Here is a 25,784-nt window from a genome sequence, read left to right on the forward strand (position 1 = left end):
CCCGGCCCCGGGCGCCCGGCCCCGGGCGTGCACAACCCGGGGCCCGCACAACCTCAGACCCTCGCGCCGTCCCCCTCGAGGGTCTCCGTCAGTTTGAGCGAGGCGCGCGACTCGCGCTCGAAGTCCGTCGACAGCGCGTCGTACGCCTCTTCGTAGACGTCCCAGAAGGCCTCCGCGTCCTCGGCCGTGGCGAGCTTCTTCCACTTGACGGCCGCGGCGTCCAGCTTCCGTGTCAGCTCCGACACCGGCTTGGCCGACGCGTCGGGCCACGCGTGCCCGCGCAGGGCGCTGCTCGCCGAGGTGACGGCCTTGTGGACCCGGGCGGCCCACGCCGTGTTGACCGCGAGATCGGTGTCCACGTCCTCCTCGGGCTCCGCGAAGAGGGCGTCGTCGATCGGGTTCACGTTCCGCAGGTAGTGCACCTGGTGCGCGTCGAGGGTGGACTGGTCACTGCGCAGCGAGACGGTGAAGGGCTCCTTCTCCGTCGCGAAGGCGCAGGTCACCGTGCGGTCGCCGACGCGCCAACTCTCCTTGGTGGGCATGTAGTAGTAGACGAGCGCGTCCTCCGGCACCGCCCAGGTGTCCATGGCGTAGGCGCTGTTCGTCCGGTCGCAGCGCTCCTCGGCCACCCGGTCGATCGCGGACTCGCCCGGCCACCGGGTGAAGCCGGTGAGCTTGAAGCCGCCCGTGACCTCACCCTCGTGCGGGGTGTCGCAGGGCACGGTGTCGACGTCGGTGGTGTAGCTCTCCAGCTTGCCCTTGACGCGGAAGCAGTCGCCCGTGCGCAGCGAGAACGGCGACTGGGCCGATGCGGCCTCGTCCATGCCCTTCTCGAACTCCCGCCAGACGTCGCCGATCCCGCCGGTCACGAGACCGATCACCAGCAGCAGGGAGGAGAGGGCGGAGAGCACGATGCCGGCGATGGCCATGCCCGCGCCCTTCTGCTGCTTCTTCCGTGCCTGCGGCAGCGCGATCAGGCCGAGGACGAGCCCGAGCGGCGGCAGGCAGCAGACGATGCCGGAGACGAGCGAGGCGACGGCGAGACCGTTCGTGGTCTGCTGCGGCATCCCGTAGGGACCGGCCCCGGACATGCCCGGAACACCAGGACCACCCGGCCCGTAGGGCCCGTACGGACCGGGCGGCGGAGAGGTGTACGGCCCGGGGCCGACCGCGTACGGTCCCGCGCCGGCCGCGTACGGGCCGGGCACGGGCTGCCCCTGACCAGGCAGGGGCTGACCCTGCCGGGGCGGCGGCGGGGGCTGCTCCGGGCTCGGAGAATCCTGAGGCGGCTGGACGGGGTCCACGAGTACGGTGCTCCTGTTGGGGCGGGGATCTGGTTCGGCGTTCACGGTCCGGGGACCGGCCACGGACGACCGGCCACGGACGACCGGCCACGGAACCGGCCCCCAGCGATCGGCTGCGGTGACCGGCCCCCCCAGCGATCGGCTGTGGTGACCGGCGCACGGCCGGCCGGCCGTGGGCCTTCCGGTCGCAGACCGTCGGGTTGCAGACCGTCGGGTTGCAGACCGTCGGGTCGCAGGCCGTCCACTGTGCTGGAGACATTCAGCCGTGGACGGGCGCATGCGGACCAGCGGATTTCCGGTTCCGGATTCAAGCATTCGAACGGCCGCGCGCATCGTACGCGGTCGGGAAGTGGGGGCGACATGCGGGGCACGACGGTGCGAGCGGTCAACCGGCTCACGGCCCGCTGGGCCGGGGCCCTGCCGGGCGGCACGGACACCGTCCTGTCGGCGACGGGCGTCTGGCCGCTTCTCGCCTTCCTGGCGGACGCCGCCGACGGTCCCGCCCGCGGCGAGCTGGAAGAGGCCCTCGGCCTGCCGGCCGGACCGGCGGCGGAGGCGGCCCGCGAGCTGCTCGCCGGGCTCGGGCGGATGCGCGGGGTCGGCTCGGCGATCGGCCTGTGGACCCGGCCGAGCGTGGCGCTGCGCGAGGACTGGACCGCCGGCCTGCCCGAGGCGACGCTGGAACGGCTGGGCGAGGACGACGAGGACGACGAGCGGCTCCTCGACGCCTGGGCGGACAAGCACACCGGTGGCCTGATACCGCGCATGCCCCTCTCGGTCGACAAGGACACGGAGCTGGTCCTGGCGTCCGCGCAGGCGGTACGGACGGGCTGGCTGCGCCCGTTCGACGAGGACGTGATGCGGCCCGAGCTGGGTCCATGGGCCGCCGGGCGCCGGCTGGAGGCGCTGAGCCGCACGACCACGCTGCTCGACCGGGTGGGCGTGGCGGAGACGGGCGCGGGCCCGTTGACGGTCCTGCAGGTGCTCGGCGACACGGGCGTCGACGTCCATCTGCTGCTCGGCCCGGAGGAGGCCGGCAGCGGCGCGGTCCTGAAGGCCGGCCTGGACGTCCTGGCGGGCACCTTCCGCGCCGTGCCGGGCACGCTGCTGCCGACGGGCGAGCCCGGCCCGGGCCTGACGGTCCGCAACGTCCGCAGCACTTCGCGGGACCCGTACCTCACCGTGACGACCTCGCCGTTCTCGCTCGAGGCGGACCACGACCTCCTCGCCCTGCACGGGCTGTTCGGCCTCACCACGGCGCGGGACGCGACCCGCGGCCACTTCCCGGGCGTCGCCGAGCGTCCCCCGCTGTGCGTGCGGGGCGCCCGGCAGGCGGCGATGGCGCGGTTCGGGGCGAAGGGCTTCGAGTCGGCCGCCGTGACGGCCTTCGCCGTCGCGGGCGGCGCGGCCGAGGTCCGGCTGCCGTACGTGGTCCGGGGGATCGATCTCACCGTCGACAGGCCGTTCGGCTTCCTGACCGTGCACCGCACCTCGCGCCTGGTCCTCACGGCCGGCTGGGTACAGGAGCCGGTCCCCTTCGCCCGCCGGGACGAGGACTGGGACGAGGACTGGGACGAGGACCGAGACGAGGACGAGGAACTGCGACTGCGCACCGGGCGCTGGATGGCGCAGAGCCTGTCAGAGCCAGGTGACACCCTGGGCGCGTGCTGATCGATGGATACGAGGACGCCCCTCTCGTTGCGGCGGAGGATCTGCTGGCTCTGCCGGGGTTCTGGGCCGCCTACCTGCTGTGGATGTGCCAGACCGAGGAGAACGAACCGGACCCGCTGTGGTTCGGCGCTGACGAGGCCGACACGGACGCCGCGTACGAGGCGCTGACCGATGAGGAGCGCTGGCCGGTCTTCCGCATCCCGTTCGCCGACGACCACAGCGCGCTCATCGTGGGCCGCAACTTCGCCGACGACCTGGGCACGGAGTACTTCGTCTCCCACCCCGAGTGGGACCGGCACGGACACCTGGCCACCGTCGACGGGCACCAGGCCGGCCCTGGACTGTCCTGGCGCGAGCTCACGCACATCGCCGGCACTCCCGACGTCAAGGCGCCCGGCGTCCACGCACCGCAGCCCGCCTGCTGCTTCTGCTTCCGGCACTCGGAGACAGCGACCTGCCCACTGCCGCGGCCGCGCTGATCGGCGACGCGCTCCTCCGGGTGGGCGTCGCCGAGGACCAGGCGCCTGAGGTGGCAGATGCCCTCCTCCGCGACCACCCCTTGTGGGAGCCGGCGGAATGGGCCCTGCCCTCGCCCTCCCCGCTCTCAGGTACCACCCAGCACTTTCCCGGCATCCTGCACTGCGACGAGCCCCACAGCCCGCGGTGCGGAGTCCGGCTCGCCCAAGGCATCACCCGCGAGCACAGCGACCGGTTGGCCCGGGCACTCGGCACCTGGCCCACGCCGTAAGCACCTGCCCCGGGCAATAGGCACGCGAGACGGAAGGAAGCAAGCAAGCACCGGCGCGCTACCAGAAGTCAGCAACACGCTTCCTGTCGCCAACGGACCGTTCTCGGCGGTGACCGACAAACGCTGCTGCCTCTCGGCGGGACGCCCGCTGCGCCCAAGCCAGAGGGGCGGCCGCCCGATCGGCGACAAACCAGGCGACAAACCAGGCGACAAACCAGAAGGGCGGCCGCCCGATCGGCGACCGCCCCTCACGCGTTCCTCGGCTCCCTCACGTACGCGCCGTCACGCAGGCGTCACGCGCGTACGGGGACCGCTCCCCGCGGGCGTCAGAACTGCAGCGCCCAGGAGTCGATCCTGCCGGTGTCCCAGGAGTAGTTGTCCGTGACCCGCAGCTTCCACGTGCCGTTCGCGACCTCCGAGGAGGCGTCGACGGTGTAGGTGGTGTTGATGTTGTCCGCGCTGCCGCCCGAACCGAAGGACTTCAGCGTGTACACGGTGCCGTCGGGCGCGATCAGCTGGATCCGGAGGTCGCCGATGTAGGTGTGGACGATGTTCACCGGCACCTGGAGGGCGGACGGGGCGTTGCCGGAGACTCCGCTGACGGTGATCGGGGACTCGACGGTCGCGTTGTCCCTGATCGCGTAGTCCGTGGTGTTCTCGAAGCGGTCGCCGGTGGGCGGCGGGGTGGTGCCGCCGTCACCGACGTACAGCAGCCGGTTCGGCGAGCCGGAGCCGGGGTTTCCGACCACGTTCGGGGTGGCGGCGTTGACGAGCGCGGTGGCGACGGCCGCCGGGGTCGCGGTCGGGTTGGCGCCCAGGTAGAGGGCGGCCGCGCCGACGACGTGCGGGGTGGCCATCGACGTGCCGGAGATGGTGTTGGTGGCCGTGTCGCTGCTGTTCCAGGCCGAGGTGATGGAGGAGCCCGGCGCGAAGATGTCGAGGACGCTGCCATAGTTCGAGTAGCTGGCGCGGGCGTCGCTGGACGTGGTGGCGCCGACCGTGATGGCCTCGCTGACGCGGGCGGGCGAGTAGCCGGAGGCGTTGGAGCTCTCGTTGCCGGCGGCGACGCCGTAGGTGACGCCGGAGGCGATGGACCGGCGCACGGCCTCGTCGAGGACCGAGTCGGCGCCTCCGCCGAGGCTCATGTTGGCGACGGCCGGCTTCACGGCGTTCTGCGTGACCCAGTCGATGCCGGCGACGACCTGCTCGGTGGTGCCCGAGCCGCTGTTGTCGAGGACGCGGACGCCGACGATCTTCGCCTTTTTGGCGACGCCGTACTTGCTGCCCGCGACGGTGCCGGCGACGTGGGTGCCGTGGCCGTGGCCGTCCTGGGCGGTGTTGTCGTTGTCGATGGCGTCGTAGCCGTTGAAGGCCCGGCCGCCGAAGTCGCTGTGGCTGATGCGGACGCCGGTGTCGATGATGTACGCCGTGACGCCCTGGCCCGCGCTGTCCGGGTAGGTGTAGCTCTGGTTGAGCGGGAGGGCCTTCTGGTCGAGCCGGTCGAGGCCCCAGGACGGGGGCGAGGGCTGCGTGCCGTCCACGTGGAAGACGCGGTTCTGGCTGACGGACGCGACGGCCGGGTCGGCGGCGAGCTTCTTGGCCTGGGCCTCGGACAGCTCGATGGAGTAACCGTTGAGCGCGGCGGTGTACGTCCGCTTGATCTTGGCTCCGAACTTGGTCGCGATCGCCCGGCCCTGCGCGGTCTCCGCCTGGGCGGCGGACTCGCGCAGGGTGACGATGTAGCTGTTGGCGACGGTCCCTTCGGCGCCGGCGTTCAGGATGACGCCTTCGGCGGCGGTCCCGGCGGCGTTGGCCGGGAGGGCGGAGAGGGAGCCGAGCGCCAGGGCCGCTACGGCTATGGCGCCGGCAGCGGCGAGTCGGCGCCGCGAATCACGCATCACGGACATGTGAGGGGTCCTCCTCATAGGTGGTGCGTTGCTGTGGGGGTTGTCGAGCACGGTGGTCGTCGAGCGCGGTGGTCGTCGAGCGCGAGGAACGTTGAGCGCGAGGAACGTTGAGCGATGTACGTCGAGCACGACCTCGCTCGGCAGGGACATGACAATGCGACAGGGAATCCCCGCCGCCGTCATGTCCGGCCACCGAGCGAAAGGTTGACGGATCCATAGGAATCCCACAAGAGCGCCGGGCGCCCCGTAACGCGACCGCCACAGGACTGTCATGCTGGGGATCATGACCGACTACGTGTGCCCCCGGTGCCGTACGACGGCACCCGACACGGCCCTCACCTGGTGTTGTCCCCGCTGCCGCGGCCCCTGGGACCTGGCGTTCGCCGCGGCCCCGGTCTCACTCCGGTCACTCGCGTCACTTCCGCCACGTGTGAATTCCTTGTGGCGTTACGCGGAGGCCTTGCCGCTGGCGGAGGCACAGCCGTCGACGGAGGCGGCGCCATCGGCGGAGGCACAACCGCCCGCGAAGGCACAACCGCCGGCGGAAGCATTGCCGCCCGCGGAAGCATTGCCGTCGGCGGAGGAGACGACCGAGGCGTCAGGCGGTACCACCCGCCGGGCCGACCGGTCCGGCCCGCCGCCGCTGTCCCTCGGCGAGGGCCGTACGCCACTGGTCCCGCTCACCGACACCGTTTCGGCCAAACTCGACTTCCTCATGCCCACGTTGTCGTTCAAGGACCGGGGCGCCGTGATGCTCGCCGAGCTGGCCCGCCGGCTCGGGCCGCGCACCGTGATCGCCGACAGCAGCGGCAACGCGGGCACCGCCGTCGCCGCGTACTGCGCACGGGCCGGACTCGACTGCTCCGTGTACGTACCGGAGGGGACCTCCCCGAAGAAGCTGGAGCAGATCCGCGCCCACGGCGCCCGTACGGTCCTCGTCCCCGGCGACCGCGAGGCCACCGCGCGGGCGGCGCGCGCGGCGGCCGACGAGCCGGGCGTCTTCTACGCCTCGCACGTGTACAACCCGCACTTCCTGCACGGCACGAAGACCTACGCGTACGAACTGTGGGAGGAGCTCGGCGGCCGGCTCCCCGACACCCTGGTCCTGCCGGTCGGCAACGGGACACTGCTGCTCGGCGTGGCCCTCGCCGTCGAGGAGCTGTACGGCCACGGGCTCGTCGACCGCCGCCCCGTCCTCGTCGCCGTCCAGGCCGAGGCGGTCGCCCCGCTGGCGGCGGCCTTCCACGCGGGCGCGGAGGAGCTGCCGGGTCCCGCGGAGGTCCGCCGCACCCTCGCCGAGGGCATCGCGATCCCCGCGCCGCCCCGCGCGGCACAGATCCTGCACGCGGTACGGGCCTCCGGCGGAACGTTCCGCACCGTGACGGAGGACCAGATCCGCGCCGCCCAGCTCGACCTGGCGCGGCGGGGCCTGTACGTGGAGCCGACGGGAGTCGCCTGCTGGGCGGCCGTACGAGCGGCACCGGAGCGCCCGGGAACGACGGTCGTCCCGCTGTGCGGCGCGGGAGCGAAGACGGGCCTGGCGACGGAGTCCGGGGAGGGGTGACGGCTCGGCGGGGGGGGCGGAGGCGGTGGCGGATCGGCCGGAGGCGGTGGCAGATCGTCCGAAGCCGACGGCGGATCAGCCGGAGGCGGTGGCGGTCAGTCCGTCCAGTAGGTGTCGTGCTTGACGAAGAACTCCGTGCGTTCCTCGTCCGTCATCCCGGCGACCGTCGACACCTTCTCGAAGTACTCCTCGCGGGGCGCGCCCGGCGCGAACAGCAGCAGCATGGAGGCGGGTTCGTGGGAGTCGTTGCGGAAGGCGTGCAGGCCGCCGGTCGGCACGTAGAGGAAGTCGCCCTTCTCGGCGTCGACCCAGCGCTCACCGTCGTACAGCCGGACCGTCCCGTCGAGGATGAAGAAGGTCTCGGAGATGGTGCGGTGGAAGTGGGTCGACGGCCCGCCGGCCCTGGCCTGCATGTCGATCCGGTAGAGGCCGAACTCCCCGCCGGTGGACGCGGTGGTGGCGAGGTAGTGGGTCCGCGTCCCGCCCGGGGACACGAACTCCGGGGGCGTACCGGCGGGCCGGAAGGCGGCCGTGATCTCGCCGGTCTCGCCGTGGTAGCGGGGCTCGGGGTACGACATGGGTGGGCTCCGTTCGTCAGGCGACCGGTCCGGCCGCACCCTGTTCGTACCGGAACTCCGGCACCCGCGTCTCCAGCCACTCCGCACCCGCCCACCCCGCTGTGAGCAGGGTCGCGAGGACGGCGAGGGCGAGGACGGCCGGGGACCGGCGGCGGAACAGCGCCCAGACTCCGAGGGCGAGGGCCGGGGTGCCGAGCAGCATCACCGGCAGCTCCAGCCAGACCACGCTGAAGTCCCGTCCCTCACCCTCGAACCCGCCGGTCAGGGCGGGAGTCGCGCCGATGCCCCACACAACGAGCGCGACACCGAACCCGCCGAGCACGGCCAGGAAGCCGATTCCGTCCTTCATCACACGAGGAAGGACGCCGGCCGTCCGGCCGGCGGTTCGGTCCGTCCTGGCCGAAATCAGAACTCGTCGACACCGTTGCGGAGTTCCAGAGTCCGGTAACCGGTGTCGACGGCGGCCTCGTCGGGGGCCGGGCGGTCCGCAGGCCGGGTCTATGACGACGCCTTCCTGCGGAAGCAGAGGGAACGGAGGAAGCGGAGGAAGCGGAGGAAACGGAGGAAACGGAGGCCGCCGAAGCACGGCGGAGCCGGAAGCTCCGGCCGTGGTGGAGGGGCCCTGGCCACCGGTCACGGGTGACGGGTGACGGCTCACGGGGGCACGGATCCACGGGGCACGGGTCACGGGCTATGGGCCGTGGGCCGTGGGCCGTGGGCAACGGGCAACGGGCAACGGGCAACGGGCAACGGGCAACGGGCAACGGGCAACGGGGCATGATCACGGTCACAGCCACAGCCACAGCCACAGCCACAGGTCACCCGAATGGCCCTGCCGCGTTGCCGCGCCTGCGCCGGGGCCATCGCATGAAGGGAGCGGCAGGGGCCCGGACGGGCGGGACCACCGGAAGGCAGGAAAGGCGCCATGTACGTTCGCAGCCTCTACATGACAGGTGATCCGGCCAAGGTCGACGGCTTCGCCGAGACGGTCCGGACCAAGGGCTTCGAGATGCTGTCGCCGCAACCGGGCTTCCGGGGGATGGGCGTGTTCGCGGACCGCGAGCTCGGCAAGCTCTTGGTGGGCTCGTGGTGGGAGGACGAGGCCTCGCGCCAGGCCAGCGACGAGGCGCTGAGCAGCCGCCGGTCCGAGATGATGGCGCCGTTCGCGCAGACGATGACGATCGACAACTGGGAGGCCCCGGTCGCCCGCCGCGCGGAGGGCCTTGGCCCGGAGGCGTGCTTCCGCCTGGTCCGCATGGACGTCGACCCGACGGACGTGGACCTCCTGGTGGACACGTTCCGCGACACGTCCCTCCCCAAGGCGGAGAAGGTCCCGGACCTGGCCGGCATCTCGCTCCTCGTCGACCGCGCCCACGGCAGGGCGGCCGTCGGCGCCCTCTACAGGGACGCCGATGCCCTGGCGTCCTCGCGCGGCACGATCGCGGCGATCCGCGGCGAGTCGGAGACGAAGGCCCGCGCGACGACGAGGAGCCTGGAGGAGTTCGCCGTCGTCATGGCCACGGCGGTCCCCCACGGCTGACCGCGCGGAAAGTGCGTCGGGACGACCACCCGCGGCACGCAGCGAAAGGAAAGGGAAGGAAGAGGAAAGGGAAGGAAAGGAGTGCCCTGGTGGTGGTGGGACTGCGGGTGACAGCCGTGGACGCGGGGCCCTTCACCATGCCGAAGGAAGGCCTCCTGTACGGGGCGAGCGGCATGATCACCGTGCCGTCGACCGTGGCGGTGATCGAGCACCCGGGGCACGGGGTGATCCTGTTCGACACGGGCATCAACCATCGCGTGGCCGACCCCGGGACAGCGGACGACTACTGGGGCGCGGGTCTCCGGGAGGAGTACGGCGCGCAGGGGTTCACCCGGGAGCACGCGATCGACGCCCAGCTGGACCGCCTCGGATACCGCCTGTCCGACGTGAGGTACGTGATCTACTCACACCTCCACCTCGACCACGCCGGCGGAATGAGCTACTTCCCGGACGCCGTGCACGTGGTCCAGCACGACGAACTGCGCCACGCCTGGTGGCCGGACCGCTGGACGGCACGGGGCTACGCGTTCAACGACTACCGGGACACGCGGTCGTACGACTTCCTCGAACTCACCGGCGACGCCGACCTGTTCCTGGACGGCACCGTGAAGGTGATCCGCACGCCCGGCCATACGCCCGGCCACCAGGGCGTCATCCTCGACCTCACGCACCAGGAACGCATCGCCTTCATGGGCGACGCCGCCCACCTGCAAGAAGGCCTGGACGGAAACGTGCCGATGGTCAGCGACTGGAACGTCCAGGAGAAACTGCTGACCTACGGCCGACTCCGCGCACTGATCCGCGCAGGCATCCGAACGTACCTCTCCCACGACCCCACCCACTTCGCCGCCCTCCCCCACAACGGCACCTTCTGGACCTGACCCCCGCCCCCGCCCACACCGTCCACCCGGCCCACACCGTCCACCCCACCCACCCGGCCCACACAGCCGATCCGGCCCATCCGGCCCACCCGGCCCACACCGTCCACCCCGCCCTCCCGCCGTCGACGGCGGCCCGGCCCTGGGCGGCTTCGCTCCGTGGCCGACCGGCACCCGGCGTCCCGTAGAGGACGTCATGAGGGAGACCGGACCCGAGCACTCCTCACTCGGGCGCCGTGGGCACCCCGTCCGTCATGCCCAGGCGGGCCTGCTCCTCCTCGACGATCCGGCGAGCAAGCTCCATGTCCGAGACGTCGACCGCGTCCGGGGTGGCTTCGGCCACGGCGCTGCGGCGGGCGTAGGCATCGAAGAGGCGGGTCTTGTCCTCCAGCATCTTCACCATGCGTTCGTCCACTCCCCCGGTGGCGAGGAGGCGGTGCACACGAACCGGCCTGACCTGGCCCATGCGGTGGGCCCGGGCCACTGCCTGATGCTCGATGGTGGGCTTGATCTGCGGTTCGCAGATGATGACGACCGAAGCAGCCTGCATGTTGAGCCCGACACCGGCGGCCTGGATCTGTGCGAGGAGCACCGCCGGCCCCGAGGCGTCGGCGAAGTCGTCGACGATCTGCTGCCGTCGCCCTGCCGGAACGCCGCCGGTGAGCGGACCGAACGGCTTCGTGCCGTCCGTGGGTCCCACCACGAGCGCTTCCTTCACCACGCTCAGCACGTCCTTGAAGTTGGAGAAGATCACCGTCTTCTGCCCGCTCTCGCCGGCCTCCCGGACGATCTCGCGGAGCCGGTTCAGCTTGGCCGACTTCTCCGGGCGCATGTACGCGGCCCTGCGCATCGCCATGAAGTTGCCGGCGCGGACGGCTTCACGGTAGGCGTCCTCGTCCGCCGCGCTCAGCTCCTCCCATTCGTCGGTCTGCTGGAGACTGGGCAGTTCCGTCAGTACGTCTTCCTGGTTGCGCCGAAGGTAGACGGGGGCGACGGCCTTGCGGAAGGCGACGGATCCTGCCAGCGCATCCCGCTCGCCGAGGGAGTCCGCGACCCCTCGATCGAGCATCTGCACCAGGTTGCGGAACTCCACGACGCGGTTCTCCATCGGGGTTCCGGTCATGAAGAGGGTGCGCTCGCAACGCTCCGTCCACAGGGCGACCGCCTGAGACCGGTTCGCCGAGCCATGGTCCAGGACGGACGAACTGCGGCAGAGCCAGGTCGATACCGAGACCGCGGCCGGTGTTCTGGAAGCCCTGGCCAGCCTGGCCTCGCGTGCTCAGGCGAGTCGCATGGGTCTGTATTGCTGGTGGTCACTGTGACTCAGCGGAGTCAGGTTTCAAGCCTTGATCAGAGATGATCTCCGGCTACGAAAATCTTGCCAGAGCCACTCCGACGAGTACGCGAGCACACGCGGGGCGAGGGAGTCGGGCGCGGGAGTCGGGCGTGGGCGGGCAGCAGGCCTCGGCTGCGCCCTCCTCCGGCTCGGGCGCCCCCTTGCGCTCGGCCTCCGGGCACCCCCACACCAGCCTGCTGATCAGCACGGCGAGTCCGTGAAGACGGTCTGCACGCTCCGGCCACACCAACGTGGCCATGACGCTGATGTCCCGAGGCCGAGAAAGCACCGCTGGACCGACCTCCAGTGCGCCTTCGCCGACAGCTGGTCGCGTCCGTAGCTCGAGGCACTGGGTCGTGAGATACCACTGCGCCGGACGCCACCCAGCGTCCGGGCTTCAGTCGAGTTCGCAGCCGATGCCGTCACCGTCGCGGTCGAGGCGGTGGGGGTCGGAGGGGCCGACCCACACGGGACCAGGAAGGACTGAGCAGTCGACGTCGGGAACGCCCGCAGGAGGACCCGGAGGATAGGAGCGGTTGGTGTCCTCCGGCACTGTCGGTGCTGCGCTTTCCGGCGTCGGGCTCACTACTGGCCGTACGTCGGCCTCGACAATCACCCCGTTCCTTACCTCGTACGTGCCCTCGAAGGAACGCACGGTCCCATCCGTCCGCAGGGCGTCGAGCGTGACCGTGACCGCGCCATCCTGGACATCGACGATGCGGACGGTGTCCTGGACGGTGTCGGCAAAGCCTGCCCGGAAGGACTCGTAAGAGCCGCCAAGATTCTTGCCCCCGAGGTCCCACGCTCGTCGGTAGTCGCGAGCATTGATGGCAGCGAAGTACGCCTCGACAGTGGAGGCCGCGTCAGCGGTGGGAGTTGCGGTCGGTCTCGGCGGGGTGGAAGGCGGCGTGGGAGTGGGCGTGGGCTCCACTGTGACCGTCCGGGTCCTCGTGACTGTCGGACCCGTTTCCACCTTCTCCTCCTCACCGGAGGAGCCACAGCCACTCACCCCTGCGAGTGCCAGGGCCAGGAGAGAGGCGCAGCCGGCAGAGAGGACGCGGCGCATCGGATCACCTCGCGGAGCGGACCGCACTCACTTCAGTGTGCGCCGCCCGACTCGGCGGCGCCTGCGAACCCCGGCGACTCCTCCGACCCTGAAGGGGATGGCTTCTCACCGGCGGGTTGGACTTCGCCACGGACCAGCCCCACCGTGGAACGTTGATCGCATCTCCCCGCCGACTCCCCTGCGACCAGCCTGTCCATGGGGCCGTTCATCTCACGAAGACTTACCACCATGGGTAGGATCGGCACCATGAGCGGTAGCAGGAAGTACTCGATCAGTCTGCCCGAGGACCTCGCCGAGGCCGTACGCGCCCACGTCGGCCCTGGCGGTTTTTCCGCCTACGTCGCCGAGGCCCTCGAACAGAGGGTCGCCATGGACAAGCTGCGGGAGATCGTCGCCGACTTCGAGACCGACAACGAAGCCCTCACCCGCGAGGAGGTCGAGGCCGCCCGGGCGCTGCTGCGCCACGACCACCGGCAGGCCGGCGGGGCCGCCACCTGATGCCCGGCACCCTCCTGCTCGACAGCGAAGGGCTCTCGAAGCTCTACCTCAAGGACCGTACCGTCGTGGCCCTGGTCCAAGCGGCCTCGGAAGAGGGCATCCGCGTCGCCACCAGCGCCATGACCACGCTTGAGGCCGACTACGAGCGCATCCACCCGGCCCGCGTCAAGTGGGTCCTCTCCCGCGTCGACGTTCACGACGTCACCAAGGAGATCACCGACCAGGCCGCCGCGCTTCTGCGCGCCCATCACCTCCACGGCCACAAGTACGCCATCGATGCCGCCTTCGCCGTCATCGCCCGCAACGCACCCCGGCCGGTCACGGTGCTCACGTCCGACCCCGAGGATCTGACACTCCTGTGCGGCCCTTCCGTCGAGGTCGTCAAGGTCTGAGGCGGCCTCACGCCGCCCAGACCTGCCGCTACCCCTCATCACGGGGGCGAGGACTCCCTGCGGACAAAAGTTCTGTGCCTGACCCACCAACGAGCGGGTCAGGCACAAACGGGGGTCAGGCACAGAACTTGACGAAACGTCACACGTTGAAGCGGAACGTTCAGCGCAGTGCTCCGACCTGCGCAAACACGGTTCCGGAAGTGGTTATCCAGCACCAATCCAGCACGGTGCGACTTCATCCAGCCCATCCAGCACCATGCGGCCCGAAAGGTTGTGTACACATGGCACACTCTGTACGCTTGAGCGCATGACACAGCCACTGCCCATAGAGTCCATCCGCGACGTGCGCGCACACCTGGCTGAGGTCGTGGAGCGCGCGGATCGCGACGACGTACCCACAGTGATCACGCGCCGAGGCAAGGAAGTCGCCGCCGTCGTCTCCATCGAGGTGCTGCGCAAGTACCAGGAGTGGGAAGAGCGCGAGATCAACCGGATCATCGACGAGCGCATGGCCAACCCGGCTCGCGGCATCCCGATCGAGGACATCATGAGGGAGACGCTGGCGCGCGGTGAGTGAGTACCGAACCGTCTTCCGGCCAGAGGCGCAGGCCGAGCTTCGGAAGATCCCACGCGACATGGCGCTGCGCATCCTGGCCAAACTGACCGAGTTGGAGAGCGACCCCCTCGGCTTCAACACCACCGCGCTCGTGTCGCAGCCGGAACGCCGTCGACTGCGAGTCGGCGACTACCGCGTCGTCTACACGATCGACAACGGGGAGCTCGTGGTGTGGGTCGTGCACGTCGGGCATCGCTCCACCGTTTACGACACCTGACGCTGGCTGATCCGGCGTCAGAATATCCAGCACCCATCCAGCACGGTGACGGGGAAGGGGCCGACCCCGGGAGGAGCCGACCCCTTCTGACCTGCGCGCTTGACGAATCACCTAGCACATAGTAACGAAATGACTACACGTTGAAGCGGAACTCCACCACGTCGCCGTCCTGCATGACGTACTCCTTGCCCTCCATGCGGGCCTTGCCCGCCGCGCGGGCCTCGGCCACCGAGCCGGTGGCCACCAGGTCGGCGAAGGAGATGACCTCGGCCTTGATGAAGCCCTTCTGGAAGTCGGTGTGGATCACACCGGCGGCCTCGGGGGCCGTCGCGCCCTTCTTGATGGTCCAGGCGCGGGCTTCCTTCGGGCCGGCCGTCAGGTAGGTCTGGAGGCCCAGGGTGTCGAAGCCGACGCGGGCCAGGGTGGCCAGGCCGGGCTCCTCCGCGCCGACGGACTCGAGGAGCTCCATCGCGTCCTCCTCGTCGAGCTCCGCCAGGTCCGCCTCCAGCTTGGCGTTCAGGAAGATCGCCTCCGCCGGGGCGACCAGGGCGCGCTGCTCGTCCTTGAACGCGTCGTCCGTCAGCTCGTCCTCGTCCACGTTGAAGACGTAGAGGAACGGCTTCGTGGTCAGCAGGTGGAGGTCGTGCAGGAGCTCCGCCTTCTCCGAGCCCTGGACGATGCCCTGGGAGAACAGGGTGTCACCGCGCTCCAGGATCTCCTTCGCCGCCTCGACCGCCGCGACCTTCGGCGCCACGTCCTTCTTGATCCGCGCCTCCTTCGCCAGACGCGGAAGGACCTTCTCGATGGTCTGCAGGTCGGCGAGGATCAGCTCGGTGTTGATCGTCTCGATGTCGTCCTTCGGCGAGACCTTGCCGTCCACGTGCACGACGTTCTCGTCCTTGAACGCACGGATGACCTGGCAGATCGCGTCCGACTCGCGGATGTTCGCGAGGAACTTGTTGCCCAGGCCCTCGCCCTCGCTCGCGCCGCGCACGATGCCGGCGATGTCGACGAAGTCGACCGTCGCCGGAAGGATGCGCTGCGAGCCGAAGATCTCCGCGAGCTTCGTCAGACGCGCGTCGGGGACACCGACGACACCGACGTTCGGCTCGATCGTGGCGAACGGGTAGTTGGCCGCCAGCACGTCGTTCTTGGTCAGGGCGTTGAACAGGGTCGACTTGCCGACGTTCGGCAGGCCGACGATTCCGATCGTGAGCGACACGGTGGCGACTTCCCTAGGAGGAGTGGAGGTGGGGCGATCCCCCAGTTTACGGGCCACCGTACGTGGTACGGCCCTACGCCCTGACCCGGCCGGAACGGCCCTCTTCGCGCCAAGGTCACCCAAAGGGCGTGTCCCGCGAGGGGTTACCGTGCCCTTCCGACCTACGTTGGTGGTGTGGAGCAGCACAGGACACGCAAGCCGCAGCCCCGCCGCCCCGCCGCGGGCCGGCCTCAGGGACCTCTGACGCCGCCCGGCGCGCTGGTCGAGGGCGCCGCGGTCTACCGCGTCGCCGCCCGGCCCCGGCCCGGCCGGCCCCGCGTCGAGCGCGCCGCGCCCCCCGTGGTCGCCGCCCTGCGCCGACTCCCCCATCCCCGCCTCACCGGCCTCGGCGCCGGCCTCTTCGCCTCCGCCGTCATGCTCGTGATCGGCTTCCTCGACTGGCTCCTGTTCGACGGCTCCCCCGTCGTCTTCGGGATCCTGTTCCTGCCCGTCAGCGCCCTCACCGCCCTCTGGGTCCGGACCGCCGACCTGGTCACGGCGCCCATCTCCGTGCCCATCGCCTTCGCCGTCGGCGTCGTCCCCATCTCCGGCGGCACCGGCGGCATCGGCGGCCAGGCCATGGCCCTCGTCACCGCCCTCGCCGTCCACGCCGGCTGGCTGTACGGCGGCACCCTCGTCGCCGGCCTCATCTCCAGCGTCCGCAAGGTGCGCGACATGGGCCGCCGCCAACGCACCCCCCTCGGCGCCGGAAAGCCCGTACGCCCGGTCCGCCGCCCGGCCCCCGAGCGCGGCTGACCACCCGAGCCCGGGCCCGGCCCAGAGCCCGGCCCCGGGGCCTTGCCCCGGCCCTTCTCGCCCTTCCCCTCTCCCGCCTCTCTCGCCCGTCAGGGGCAGCCGACGACAGTGCGGAAGGGGCCGGGGCAAGGCCCCGGACAGTGGGGCTCAGCGCCTCGGAGCCCCCGCCTTCTCCGCCGTCGCCGCCATCGCCGCCCCCACGATCCCCGCGTTGTTCTGCAGCTCCGCCGGCACGATCTCCGCCCTGATCCCCTTGATCAGCGGCAGGAACCTGTCCGCCTTGCGGCTGACCCCGCCGCCGATGATGAACAGCTCCGGCGAGAACAGCATCTCCACGTGCGCCAGGTACTTCTGAACCCGCTTGGTCGCCCAGTGCTCCCAGCTCAGGTCCTCGTCCTCGCGCGCCTTCGACGACGCCCGCTTCTCCGCGTCGTGGCCCTTGAGCTCCAGGTGGCCCAGCTCGGTGTTGGGCAGCAGCTTTCCGTCGACGAAGACGGCGGAGCCGATGCCGGTGCCGAGCGTCAGCAGGATTACGGTGCCCTTGCGGCCCCGCCCCGCCCCGAAGGTCATCTCGGCGACACCGGCCGCGTCGGCGTCGTTCAGGACCGTCACCGGCAGTCCGCCGAGGCGTTCGCTCAGCATCCGGCCCGCGTCGACGCCGATCCAGCCCTTGTCGACGTTCGCCGCCGTGCGGATCGTGGAGCCGGTCACCACGCCGGGGAAGGTGACGCCGACCGGCCCGGTCCAGCCGAAGTGACGGACGACCTCCACGACACAGCCCGCGACACCGTCGGGTGTCGCGGGCTGCGGGGTGAGCACCTTGTGGCGCGGCTCCGCCAGGTCGCCGCGCTCCAGGTCCACGGGGGCTCCTTTGATGCCCGATCCGCCGATGTCCACTCCGAAGACGTTCATGGACCCCACGTTACGGGCCGGAGCCCTCCGCGACCCGTCGCTTCACTCGTTTTCGAGGAGGGCCGCCGCCTTGGCCCGCAGGTCCTGGTCGCGGAGCTCCTTCGGGAGCGAGAAGGTGAGCGACTCGTCGGCCGTCTTGACCAGTTCGACGTCGACGTAGCCGCGCTGGGACAGCCACTCCAGGACCTCCTGGACGAGGACGTCCGGGACGGAGGCGCCGGAGGAGAGGCCGACGCTGTCGACGCCCTCCAGCCAGGCCTCGTCGATCTCGCTGGCGAAGTCGACCAGGTACGCGGCCGGGGCGCCGGCCTGCTTGGCGACGTCGACCATGCGCTGGGAGTTCGAGGAGTTCTTGGAGCCGACCACGATGACGAGCTCGGCCTGCGTGGCGAGCTCCTTGATGGCGGTCTGGCGGTTCTGCGTCGCGTAGCAGATGTCGTCGGACGGCGGGGAGATCAGCTGCGGGAACTTCTCCTTCAGCGCGTCCACCGTCTCCATGGTCTCGTCGACGGAGAGCGTGGTCTGGGAGAGCCAGACGACCTTGGACGGGTCGCGGACCTCGACCTTGGCGACGTCGGCGGGGCCGTCGACCAGCTGGATGTGGTCGGGGGCCTCGCCGGAGGTGCCGATGACCTCCTCGTGGCCCTCGTGGCCGATGAGGAGGATGTCGAAGTCCTCGTTGGCGAACCGCACGGCCTCCTTGTGGACCTTGGTGACCAGCGGGCAGGTGGCGTCGATGGTCTTGAGGCGGCCCACGCGGGCCTCCTCGTGGACGGTCGGCGCGACGCCGTGGGCGGAGAACATCACGATGTTGCCCGGCGGCACCTCGGTCGCCTGGTCGACGAAGATCGCGCCCTTCCGCTCCAGGGTCTGCACGACGTACTTGTTGTGGACGATCTCGTGCCGGACGTAGATCGGGGCGCCGTACTGCTCGAGGGCCTTCTCCACGGCGATCACGGCACGGTCCACGCCCGCGCAGTAGCCGCGGGGAGCGGCGAGCAGGACACGCTTCGGGCGGTTGGTGGCGGGCGTCGCAGTCATGGTCCCCATCGTAAGGCCGTGCCGGTCGGCGTTTTGGTCAGCGGTTCGGGCGGCGGCGTGGCCGAGACTGACGCCATGGCTGAGGAGAGGCGGGCGGCGGGGCCGGGAGGCCGGGACGAACGGGGGGCGGGCGGGGCGGGCGGGGGGTTCGCGGCGGGCGGCGACGCCAAGGGGTCCGGAGCGGTCGGAGGGACCGGCGGGACCGGGGCGGTCGGAGGGACCGGCGGGACCGGGGCGGTCGGAGGGACCGGCGGGACCGGGGCGGTCGGAGGGACCGGCGGGACCGGGGTGCCCGGAGTGCCCGGAGTGCCCGGGGAGACTGGGGCGGCCGGAGTGCCCGGGGAGACCGGGGCGGTCGGAGGGACCGGGGAGCCTGGAGGGTCAGGAGGGCCCGGGGTGCCCGGGGGACCCGGCGGGCCCAAAGGACTTGGCGGGCCCGGAGGATCCGGGGCGTCCGGGGCTCCCGGGGCGTCCGGCGGGGCCGATCATGAAGGTCTGCGGCGGACCCTGGGGTTCCGGGACCTCGTGGTCTACGGGCTGCTCTTCATCGCCCCGATGGCCCCCGTCGGCGTCTTCGGCACCCTCGACGCCAAGTCGCACGGGGCCGTCGCACTCGTGTACGTGGTGGCCACCGTCGCCATGGGCTTCACCGCCTTCAGCTACGCGCAGATGGTGCGGGTCGCCCCGCGGGCCGGCTCGGTCTTCACGTACGCCCGTACGGCGCTCGGCGAGGGTCCGGGCTTCGTCGCCGGGTGGATGGCCATGCTCGACTACCTCCTCATCCCGTCCGTCGCGTACCTCTTCGCCGGCATCGCCATGGAGGCCCTGGTGCCCGAGGTGCACCGCTGGGTGTGGACCGGCATCGCGGTCGTCGTCACGACCCTGCTGAACCTCTGGGGCGTACGGGCCGCCGCCCGCGTCGGCTTCGCGGTGCTCGCGATGGAGGTCGTGGTCCTGCTCGTCTTCGTCGTGTCGGCCGTCGTCGTGCTCGTACGGAACGGGGCCTCCCGCGACTGGTGGTCGCCGCTGACCGGCGACGCCGGGTTCTCCGCGGCGGCCGTCGTCGGGGCGGTGTCGGTGGCCGTCCTGTCGTACCTCGGCTTCGACGCCATCGCCTCGTTCGCCGAGGAGGTGACCGGCGGCTCGGAGAAGGTCGCGCGGGCCGTGCTCCTCTGCCTGGCGCTCGCCGGCGTGCTGTTCGTCGCACAGACCTGGCTGGTGGCACTGCTCGAACCCGTCTCGTCGGCGCAGCTCGCGGCCGAGCCCTCCACCCAGGGCTCGGCGTTCTACGACGCCGTGGACGCGTCCGTCGGCGGCTGGCTGCACGACCTGGTGGCGGTGTCGAAGGCGATCGGCGCGGCGTTCGCCGCGCTCGCCGGGCAGGCCGCCGGCGCACGGCTGCTGTTCGCCATGGGCCGCGAACGGCGGCTGCCGCACGCGCTGGCCCGCACCGACTCCGGTGTGCCGCGGGTCGCGCTGTTGGTGTCGGCGACGGTCACGATGATCGCTGCGGTGTGGGCGGCCCGGCGGGACGACGGCCTCGACCATCTCGTCTCGGTCGTCGACATCGGCGCCCTGACGGCGTTCGTGCTGCTGCACGCGAGCGTGGTGAGCTGGTTCGCGGTACGCCGGATGGCGGGTCCGCCGCGGTGGCTGGCGCATGTGGTGGTGCCGGTGGTGGGGGCGGCGATCCTGGTGGCGGTGATCGTGGAGGCGGCGGTGTCGGCGCAGGTGGTGGCGGTGGTGTGGTTGGGGGTGGGGTTGGTGGTGCTGGCGATGCAGGGGGTTCGGTCGGTGCGCTGATCATTTCCGGGGGCTTCGCCCCCGGGGGCCGTGAACCCCGTGGGTGGTGCGGGGGCCGAGGCGCCGTCGTCGGCTTTCCCGGCCGCGCGGGTGAGGTGGGCAGGCCGGTGACGGGCTTCGCCGCCGTCGGGGGTCCGCTGTCGTACGGGGCCGTTACGCTCGGCGCATGGGTCTGAACACGTCGGTGGAAGCGCCGCTGCCCGTCGGCGAGGTGTCGCGGCTGATCGGGGGCTGGATCGACCGGCTGGGGGCGGTGTGGGTCGAGGGGCAGATCACGCAGCTGTCGCGGCGGCCTGGCGCCGGGGTGGTGTTCCTGACGCTGCGGGACCCCTCGTACGACATCTCGATCAACGTCACGTGCTACCGCCAGGTCTTCGACGCCGTCGCCGACGTCGTGTCGGAGGGTGCGCGGGTGGTCGTGCACGCGAAGCCGGAGTGGTACGCGCCGCGCGGGCAGCTGTCGTTGCGGGCGGCGGAGATCCGGCCGGTCGGGATCGGGGAGCTGCTCGCCCGGCTGGAGCAGTTGAAGCGGGCGCTGGGCGCCGAGGGGCTGTTCGCGCTGGACCGTAAGAAGCCGCTGCCCTTCCTGCCGCAGCTGATCGGGCTGGTCTGCGGGCGGGCCTCGGCGGCCGAGCGGGACGTGCTGGAGAACGCGCGGCGGCGCTGGCCGGCCGTGCGGTTCGAGGTGCGGAACGTGGCGGTGCAGGGCGTGCGGGCCGTGCCGCAGGTGATCCAGGCCGTGAAGGAGCTGGACGCGCACGAGGACGTGGACGTGATCGTCGTCGCGCGGGGCGGCGGCAGCGTCGAGGACCTGCTGCCGTTCTCGGACGAGCAGCTGGTGCGGGCGGTCGCGGACTGCCGTACGCCCGTGGTGTCGGCGATCGGGCACGAGCCGGACTCGCCGCTGCTCGACCTGGTCGCGGACCTGCGGGCCTCCACTCCGACGGACGCCGCCAAGAAGGTGGTCCCTGACGTGGGCGAGGAGCTGGAGCGGGTGCGGGGGCTGCGGGACCGGGCGCTGCGGTGCGTACGGGGTCTGCTGGAGCGCGAGGAGCGCGGGCTGGCGCACGCGCTGGGGCGGCCGGTGATGGAGCATCCGCAGCGGATGGTGGAGGTGCGCGAGGAGGAGCTGGCGGCGCTGCTGGCGCGCAGCCGGCGGACCCTGGGGCATCTGCTCGACCGGGCCGACTCGGAGCTCTCGCACACCCGGGCCCGGGTCCGGGCGCTGTCCCCGGCGGCGACGATGGAGCGGGGTTACGCGGTGCTCCAGCGGGCGGACGGCTCGGTGGTGCGGGACCCGGTGGAGGTCGCTGTGGACGAGGAGCTGCGGGCCCGGGTGGCCGCGGGCGAGTTCCGGGTGCGGCGCACGGCCGACCCGGCCTGATCGGAAAGGTGGAGTACATGGCAGGCGGGAACGCGGAGACCGCGCTCGGCTACGAGCAGGCGCGGGACGAGCTGATCGAGGTCGTGCGGCGGCTCGAGGCGGGCGGGACGACCCTGGAGGAGTCGCTGGCGCTGTGGGAGCGCGGCGAGGAATTGGCCAAGGTGTGCCGGCGTTGGCTCGAGGGGGCCCGGGCGCGGCTGGACGCCTCCCTGGCGACCGAGCGGGCCGCCGACGAGGCGGTGGAGGGCGCGGGCGGGGAGTGACGTCGCAGGTCAGGCCGAGCCCGTGTGAAGCGGATCACTATCCGGTTAGAGTAGTTGAAATTTCACCTACTGCCTGCGTACTGTCGGGACATCGCTCGAACCCCGCGAGCGAACCCCTTGCAGTCCGGAAGGTACGCAGCATGTCTCTCGCCCTTGACCCCGCCGCCCAGGACCTCCTCTTCCGCGAGGCCCGTACCGCCAACACGTTCACCGACGAGCCGGTGACGGACGAGCAGGTGCGCGCGATCTACGAGCTGGTCAAGTTCGGCCCCACCGCTTTCAACCAGAACCCGCTGCGCATCACCCTGGTCCGCTCCCCCGAGGCCCGCGAGCGCCTGGTCAAGCACATGGCCGAGGGCAACCAGGCCAAGACCAAGGCCGCCCCGCTGGTCGCGATCCTCGCCGCGGACAACGAGTTCCACGAGGAGCTGCCGGCCCTGCTCCCGCACTTCCCGCAGGCCAAGGACATGTTCTTCGCCGAGCGCCCGGTCCGCGAGCGGTCCGCGGTGCTGAACGCCGCCCTCCAGGCCGCGTACTTCATCGTCGGCGTCCGCGCCGCCGGCCTGGCCGCCGGCCCGATGACCGGCCTCGACTTCGCCGGCGTCCAGAAGGAGTTCCTGGACGACGACCACACCCCGCTGATGGTCGTGAACATCGGCAAGCCGGGCGAGGACGCCTGGTTCCCGCGCTCCCCGCGCCTGGCCTTCGACGAGGTCATCACCACCGTCTGACGGGCATGCGGAAGGGCCCCCGGCGCGCATCGCACCGGGGGCCCTTCCCTTTGCCGTCAGACCTTCTTCGACTGCAGCGCGCCCGCCATCTGGGCGAGCCGGTCGAACGAGGCCGTGCCCGTCACGACGGTCGTCGCGCCGCCCTCTGTGCGCACCAGGGCGTCGTACTTCCGGCCCTCCCAGCGCTGCCAGACCCGGCCGGCCACGGTTTCCGTCCTGCCCGTGTTCTTCGCCTCCAGCGTGACCTTGGGCACGTACTTCTTCGGGTCCTCGGTGGACTGCTGGACGGACACGTACTGGGTGTCCGGGTCGAGGAAGCCCAGCTTCCAGGCGTCGTGCTCCTCGCGCCGGTACGAGACGACCGTGGCCCTCCAGTCGTCACCCAGACCCTCGGGGGCCAGCACCGGGTACGGCGCGGCCCGCTGTGCCGTCAGGAGCTCGACCCGGTAGTCCTTCACCTGGACCGGGTCGGCCTTCTCGTCGTGCGGGATGAAGAGATACATCACGCCCGCGGCGACCATGATCACCCCGAGGGACTGGAACATCCCGCGTACCGTCTGCCTGCCTCGCATACCTGCCACGCCCCATATGGTCGCATCCACGGTTCGTGCTCATACGTGGGGCCCTCTGCTCAATTTGTCGACCTGACGATAGAGTCGCAGCACCCTCTTTTTCTTCCGGCCGTCGCCGTACAGAAAGGTGCGCTCCGATGACCGAGCACCACTTGCCGCCCGAGCTCGAGGTCTCCCCCGAGGCCCCCGACCGTAACCTCGCCCTGGAACTCGTCCGGGTGACCGAGGCCGCCGCCATGGCCGCCGGCCGCTGGGTCGGCCGCGGCGACAAGATCGGCGCGGACGGCGCCGCGGTCAACGCGATGCGGACCCTGATCTCCACCGTCTCGATGAACGGCGTGGTCGTCATCGGCGAGGGCGAGAAGGACGAGGCCCCGATGCTCTTCAACGGGGAGCGCGTGGGCGACGGCACCGGCGCCGAGGTCGACATCGCGGTCGACCCGATCGACGGCACCACCCTGAACGCCAAGGGAATGCCGAACGCCATCGCCGTCCTCGCCGCCGCCGACCGCGGCTCCATGTTCGACCCGTCCGCGGTCTTCTACATGGACAAGCTGGTCACCGGCCCCGAGGCCGCCGACTTCGTCGACATCAACGCGCCCGTCTCGGTCAACATCCGCCGGGTCGCCAAGGCCAAGGGCATGAACGCCGAGGACGTCACCGTCGTCATCCTGGACCGCCCGCGCCACGAGGGCATCGTCAAGGAGATCCGCGAGACCGGCGCCCGGATCAAGTTCATCTCCGACGGCGACGTGGCCGGCTCCATCATGGCCGCCCGCGAGGGCACCGGCGTCGACCTGCTCATGGGCATCGGCGGCACGCCCGAGGGCATCATCTCGGCCTGCGCCATAAAGTGCCTGGGCGGTGTGATCCAGGGCAAGCTGTGGCCCAAGGACGACGCCGAACGCCAGAAGGCCCTGGACGCGGGCCACGACCTGGACCGGGTGCTGTCCACCAACGACCTGGTCGCCGGCGACAACGTCTTCTTCGTCGCCACCGGCATCACCGACGGCGAGCTGCTGCGCGGCGTGCGCTACCGCTCGGAGACCGCGACCACCCAGTCGCTGGTGATGCGCTCGAAGTCCGGCACGATCCGCCAGATCGACTCGACGCACCGGCTCGCGAAGCTGCGCGCCTACAGCAAGATCGACTTCGACCGGGCGAAGTAGGGCGAAGCAAGGCAAGGCCAGGGCGAAGTAACACCCGCCGGGCCGGACGGCGGTACGGAACCGGACCCGACGGCGGTACGGAACTGGACTTCCGACTGCGGTACGGAACCGGACCCGACGGCGGTACGGGACCGGACTTCCGACGGCGGTACGGAACCGGCCCCGGCGGCGATACCGAGCCGGGCCCGACGCGGTACGGGAAGGGGCGCCCCCATGTGCGGTGGGGCGCCCCTTCCCGTACGTACGGCACTGGTGCCGGCGGCGGACGACGAGGGCCGCCGCGCCGTGGGGGTGTCTAGGCGATCCGCTCGGTCCGCTCGGCCGCGGCGGCCTTGCGCAGTTCGACCTCGCGGCGGCGGCGCCGGGCGAGCACCACGCGGCGCTCGGCGGCGGTGAGCCCGCCCCACACCCCGTACGGCTCGGGCTGGAGCAGGGCGTGCTCGCGGCACTCGACCATCACGGGGCAGCGGGCACACACCCGCTTCGCGGCCTCCTCGCGGGAGAGCCGGGCCGCGGTGGGTTCCTTGGAGGGGGCGAAGAACAGCCCGGCTTCGTCCCTCCTGCACACCGCCTCCGTGTGCCAGGGACCGGCCTCGTCCTCCCGAGCGGGGGTGGTGCGCTGGGGCGGCACGGCGGCGGCGACCCGGAGGGGCTGATGCGGCGAGTGCAGCACGGTCTACTCCTGACGACGGCTTCCGTGGGCGTGCGAGCGACGATGCACCAGCCCTACCCGCTGTGCGCGCGCCTATGCACTGCGTGCCGTGCCGTTCCGCAGGACGGACAGCGGGCGACGAATTCCGGTCACCGGCAGAAGTGGAACACGGCCGTCAGTGGCCGAGATGCTTCCGCAACTTGTCCTGAACCTGCTTCTGCAGGTTGGTGACCCACTTGCCCCGCTTGGGCCGGGCCTCCACGTTGCCGAACAGCGCGTAGCCGTTGACCACCACGACCGGGGCCTCCGGGTCGGCGCCCTCCAGTGTGACGACCTCGAAGTTGCCGAAGATCCCGGTGCCGTTGCCCCGCAGGGTCACGTTCTCCGGAACGCGGATCTCGACGTTGCCGAGGATCGAGGTCACGTTGATGACGGTGAGCCGCTGGGCGAAGATCGCCTCGGTCAGGTCGATCTCGATGCTGCCCAGCACCGAGATGGCGTTGGTCCGCTCCCCCACCCGCCAGCGTCCCTTCCGGGTGGAGGCGGACAGGACCGCGACCATGGTGTCCGCGGCGCCCTCGACCTCCCCCGGCCCGTACACCGGCGCGGCCGCCGGCGCCCGGGAGGGCCGGGCGGCGGGCAGGTCCCGCACGATCGGCTCCAGCTCGCCCATGGTCTTCGCCCGGTACACGGCGTCGATCCGCTCCGCGTGCTCCTCGGGGTCGATCCGACCCTCCGCCAGCGCGTCCCCGAGGATGTCCGCGATGCGGTCCCGGTCCGCGTCCGAGGCGCGCAGCGAACCCTCGGGGTCGGCCACGCCGGGCGGCCGTGGCGCGGAGGCGGGCGGCTGCTGGGGCTGCTTTTCGAGGTCCACGAGCCTCAGCCTAGCGAAACGCGATAGATCGCGACCAGGGGAAGCGCTCGT

The 25,784-nt window shown here is 71.3% G+C and carries 26 protein-coding genes and 1 pseudogene; 15 read left to right on the plus strand and 12 right to left on the minus strand.

Annotated elements, in window-relative coordinates; all coding sequences use genetic code 11:
- Window positions 1-53 precede the first annotated feature (53 nt).
- Window positions 54-1,091, minus strand: coding sequence for a DUF4190 domain-containing protein (locus ESG85_RS06720; protein ID WP_128977115.1), 1,038 nt, complete (start codon window positions 1,089-1,091; stop codon window positions 54-56).
- Window positions 1,092-1,664: 573 nt separating this feature from the next.
- Here ESG85_RS06720 and ESG85_RS06725 point away from each other — a divergent pair.
- Entirely contained in the window at window positions 1,665-2,975 is a 1,311-nt protein-coding gene (locus ESG85_RS06725) for a serpin family protein (RefSeq protein ID WP_128977116.1), read from the plus strand.
- Window positions 2,969-3,454, plus strand: a complete 486-nt coding sequence (locus tag ESG85_RS35750) for a hypothetical protein (RefSeq protein ID WP_246094850.1) — start codon at window positions 2,969-2,971, stop codon at window positions 3,452-3,454. Before ESG85_RS06725 ends, ESG85_RS35750 begins: the two co-directional genes overlap by 7 nt.
- A 595-nt stretch (window positions 3,455-4,049) precedes the next feature.
- Here the strand turns inward: ESG85_RS35750 and ESG85_RS06735 are convergent.
- The gene (locus ESG85_RS06735; RefSeq protein WP_128977117.1) at window positions 4,050-5,630 is read right to left on the minus strand and encodes a S8 family peptidase; all 1,581 of its coding nucleotides are present in this window, start codon (window positions 5,628-5,630) and stop codon (window positions 4,050-4,052) included.
- A 271-nt stretch (window positions 5,631-5,901) separates the two neighbouring features.
- On the opposite strand from ESG85_RS06735, the gene ESG85_RS06745 reads away from it, so the two are divergent.
- On the plus strand, window positions 5,902-7,194 hold the full coding sequence (locus ESG85_RS06745; RefSeq protein ID WP_425471173.1) for a threonine synthase: 1,293 nt from the start codon (window positions 5,902-5,904) through the stop codon (window positions 7,192-7,194).
- A 95-nt stretch (window positions 7,195-7,289) separates the two neighbouring features.
- Here ESG85_RS06745 and ESG85_RS06750 read toward each other — a convergent pair whose 3' ends face one another.
- Together ESG85_RS06750 and ESG85_RS06755 are read right to left on the minus strand one after the other, a co-directional pair.
- Window positions 7,290-7,772 (minus strand): cupin domain-containing protein, encoded by a 483-nt coding sequence (locus ESG85_RS06750; protein ID WP_128977118.1) that lies wholly within the window; start codon window positions 7,770-7,772, stop codon window positions 7,290-7,292.
- 16 nt (window positions 7,773-7,788) lie between these two features.
- Window positions 7,789-8,121 carry a hypothetical protein gene (locus ESG85_RS06755; protein WP_128977119.1) on the minus strand — a complete coding sequence of 111 codons (333 nt, stop codon included), beginning with the start codon at window positions 8,119-8,121 and terminating at the stop codon, window positions 7,789-7,791.
- 576 nt (window positions 8,122-8,697) lie between these two features.
- On the opposite strand from ESG85_RS06755, the gene ESG85_RS06760 reads away from it, so the two are divergent.
- Window positions 8,698-9,312, plus strand: a complete 615-nt coding sequence (locus ESG85_RS06760; RefSeq protein ID WP_128977120.1) for an antibiotic biosynthesis monooxygenase — start codon at window positions 8,698-8,700, stop codon at window positions 9,310-9,312.
- A gap of 89 nt (window positions 9,313-9,401) precedes the next feature.
- Entirely contained in the window at window positions 9,402-10,193 is a 792-nt protein-coding gene (locus ESG85_RS06765) for an N-acyl homoserine lactonase family protein (protein ID WP_164986182.1), read from the plus strand.
- Window positions 10,194-10,413: 220 nt separating this feature from the next.
- On the opposite strand, the pseudogene ESG85_RS06770 reads toward ESG85_RS06765, so the two are convergent.
- Together ESG85_RS06770 and ESG85_RS35760 are read right to left on the minus strand one after the other, a co-directional pair.
- A pseudogene (locus tag ESG85_RS06770) lies at window positions 10,414-11,370 on the minus strand (DEAD/DEAH box helicase); the annotation flags it as partial.
- Window positions 11,371-11,923: 553 nt separating this feature from the next.
- Window positions 11,924-12,592, minus strand: coding sequence for an excalibur calcium-binding domain-containing protein (locus tag ESG85_RS35760; protein ID WP_246094851.1), 669 nt, complete (start codon window positions 12,590-12,592; stop codon window positions 11,924-11,926).
- Between the two features lie 246 nt (window positions 12,593-12,838).
- Between ESG85_RS35760 and ESG85_RS06780 the strand changes: the two genes are divergently transcribed.
- The 4 genes from ESG85_RS06780 (at window position 12,839) to ESG85_RS06795 (ending at window position 14,315) form a co-directional block, all read left to right on the plus strand.
- A complete protein-coding gene (locus ESG85_RS06780; protein WP_128977121.1) occupies window positions 12,839-13,090 on the plus strand; it encodes a hypothetical protein in 252 nt (83 codons plus the stop codon).
- A complete protein-coding gene (locus ESG85_RS06785) occupies window positions 13,090-13,482 on the plus strand; it encodes a DNA-binding protein (protein ID WP_128977122.1) in 393 nt (130 codons plus the stop codon). Before ESG85_RS06780 ends, ESG85_RS06785 begins: the two co-directional genes overlap by 1 nt.
- A gap of 307 nt (window positions 13,483-13,789) precedes the next feature.
- Window positions 13,790-14,059 (plus strand): type II toxin-antitoxin system Phd/YefM family antitoxin, encoded by a 270-nt coding sequence (locus tag ESG85_RS06790; RefSeq protein ID WP_128977123.1) that lies wholly within the window; start codon window positions 13,790-13,792, stop codon window positions 14,057-14,059.
- On the plus strand, window positions 14,052-14,315 hold the full coding sequence (locus ESG85_RS06795) for a type II toxin-antitoxin system RelE family toxin (RefSeq protein WP_093677539.1): 264 nt from the start codon (window positions 14,052-14,054) through the stop codon (window positions 14,313-14,315). The genes ESG85_RS06790 and ESG85_RS06795 overlap by 8 nt, the downstream gene beginning before the upstream one ends.
- Before the next feature lie 133 nt (window positions 14,316-14,448).
- Here ESG85_RS06795 and ychF read toward each other — a convergent pair whose 3' ends face one another.
- Window positions 14,449-15,537 carry a redox-regulated ATPase YchF gene (ychF, locus tag ESG85_RS06800; RefSeq protein WP_128977124.1) on the minus strand — a complete coding sequence of 363 codons (1,089 nt, stop codon included), beginning with the start codon at window positions 15,535-15,537 and terminating at the stop codon, window positions 14,449-14,451.
- Window positions 15,538-15,711: 174 nt separating this feature from the next.
- Between ychF and ESG85_RS06805 the strand changes: the two genes are divergently transcribed.
- Complete coding sequence (locus ESG85_RS06805) at window positions 15,712-16,332, plus strand: DUF6542 domain-containing protein (protein ID WP_128977125.1); 621 nt, start codon at window positions 15,712-15,714, stop codon at window positions 16,330-16,332.
- Between the two features lie 147 nt (window positions 16,333-16,479).
- On the opposite strand, the gene ppgK is transcribed toward ESG85_RS06805, so the two are convergent.
- Together ppgK and ESG85_RS06815 are read right to left on the minus strand one after the other, a co-directional pair.
- Window positions 16,480-17,244, minus strand: coding sequence for a polyphosphate--glucose phosphotransferase (ppgK, locus tag ESG85_RS06810; protein WP_128977126.1), 765 nt, complete (start codon window positions 17,242-17,244; stop codon window positions 16,480-16,482).
- A 42-nt stretch (window positions 17,245-17,286) separates the two neighbouring features.
- The gene (locus ESG85_RS06815; protein ID WP_128977127.1) at window positions 17,287-18,294 is read right to left on the minus strand and encodes a 4-hydroxy-3-methylbut-2-enyl diphosphate reductase; all 1,008 of its coding nucleotides are present in this window, start codon (window positions 18,292-18,294) and stop codon (window positions 17,287-17,289) included.
- A 486-nt stretch (window positions 18,295-18,780) separates the two neighbouring features.
- On the opposite strand from ESG85_RS06815, the gene ESG85_RS06820 reads away from it, so the two are divergent.
- From ESG85_RS06820 to ESG85_RS06835, 4 genes are all read left to right on the plus strand, one after another.
- Entirely contained in the window at window positions 18,781-20,088 is a 1,308-nt protein-coding gene (locus tag ESG85_RS06820) for an APC family permease (protein ID WP_181018979.1), read from the plus strand.
- A gap of 166 nt (window positions 20,089-20,254) precedes the next feature.
- Entirely contained in the window at window positions 20,255-21,472 is a 1,218-nt protein-coding gene (xseA, locus tag ESG85_RS06825) for an exodeoxyribonuclease VII large subunit (protein WP_128977128.1), read from the plus strand.
- 17 nt (window positions 21,473-21,489) lie between these two features.
- Entirely contained in the window at window positions 21,490-21,735 is a 246-nt protein-coding gene (locus tag ESG85_RS06830) for an exodeoxyribonuclease VII small subunit (RefSeq protein ID WP_128977129.1), read from the plus strand.
- A 140-nt stretch (window positions 21,736-21,875) separates the two neighbouring features.
- The gene (locus ESG85_RS06835; protein WP_128977130.1) at window positions 21,876-22,466 is read left to right on the plus strand and encodes a malonic semialdehyde reductase; all 591 of its coding nucleotides are present in this window, start codon (window positions 21,876-21,878) and stop codon (window positions 22,464-22,466) included.
- 56 nt (window positions 22,467-22,522) lie between these two features.
- Here the strand turns inward: ESG85_RS06835 and ESG85_RS06840 are convergent, their stop codons facing one another.
- The gene (locus tag ESG85_RS06840; RefSeq protein WP_128977131.1) at window positions 22,523-23,047 is read right to left on the minus strand and encodes a DUF4245 domain-containing protein; all 525 of its coding nucleotides are present in this window, start codon (window positions 23,045-23,047) and stop codon (window positions 22,523-22,525) included.
- A 128-nt stretch (window positions 23,048-23,175) separates the two neighbouring features.
- Between ESG85_RS06840 and glpX the strand changes: the two genes are divergently transcribed.
- Complete coding sequence (gene glpX, locus ESG85_RS06845) at window positions 23,176-24,207, plus strand: class II fructose-bisphosphatase (RefSeq protein WP_128977132.1); 1,032 nt, start codon at window positions 23,176-23,178, stop codon at window positions 24,205-24,207.
- 295 nt (window positions 24,208-24,502) lie between these two features.
- Here the strand turns inward: glpX and ESG85_RS06850 are convergent, their stop codons facing one another.
- Complete coding sequence (locus ESG85_RS06850; protein ID WP_128977133.1) at window positions 24,503-24,880, minus strand: WhiB family transcriptional regulator; 378 nt, start codon at window positions 24,878-24,880, stop codon at window positions 24,503-24,505.
- Between the two features lie 154 nt (window positions 24,881-25,034).
- Complete coding sequence (locus ESG85_RS06855; RefSeq protein ID WP_128977134.1) at window positions 25,035-25,733, minus strand: DUF1707 SHOCT-like domain-containing protein; 699 nt, start codon at window positions 25,731-25,733, stop codon at window positions 25,035-25,037.
- Between the last annotated feature and the right edge of the window lie 51 nt (window positions 25,734-25,784).

The sequence above is a fragment of the Streptomyces roseicoloratus genome, from assembly GCF_004117935.1.
In the GTDB taxonomy this organism is placed as follows: Bacteria; Actinomycetota; Actinomycetes; order Streptomycetales; family Streptomycetaceae; genus Streptomyces; species Streptomyces roseicoloratus.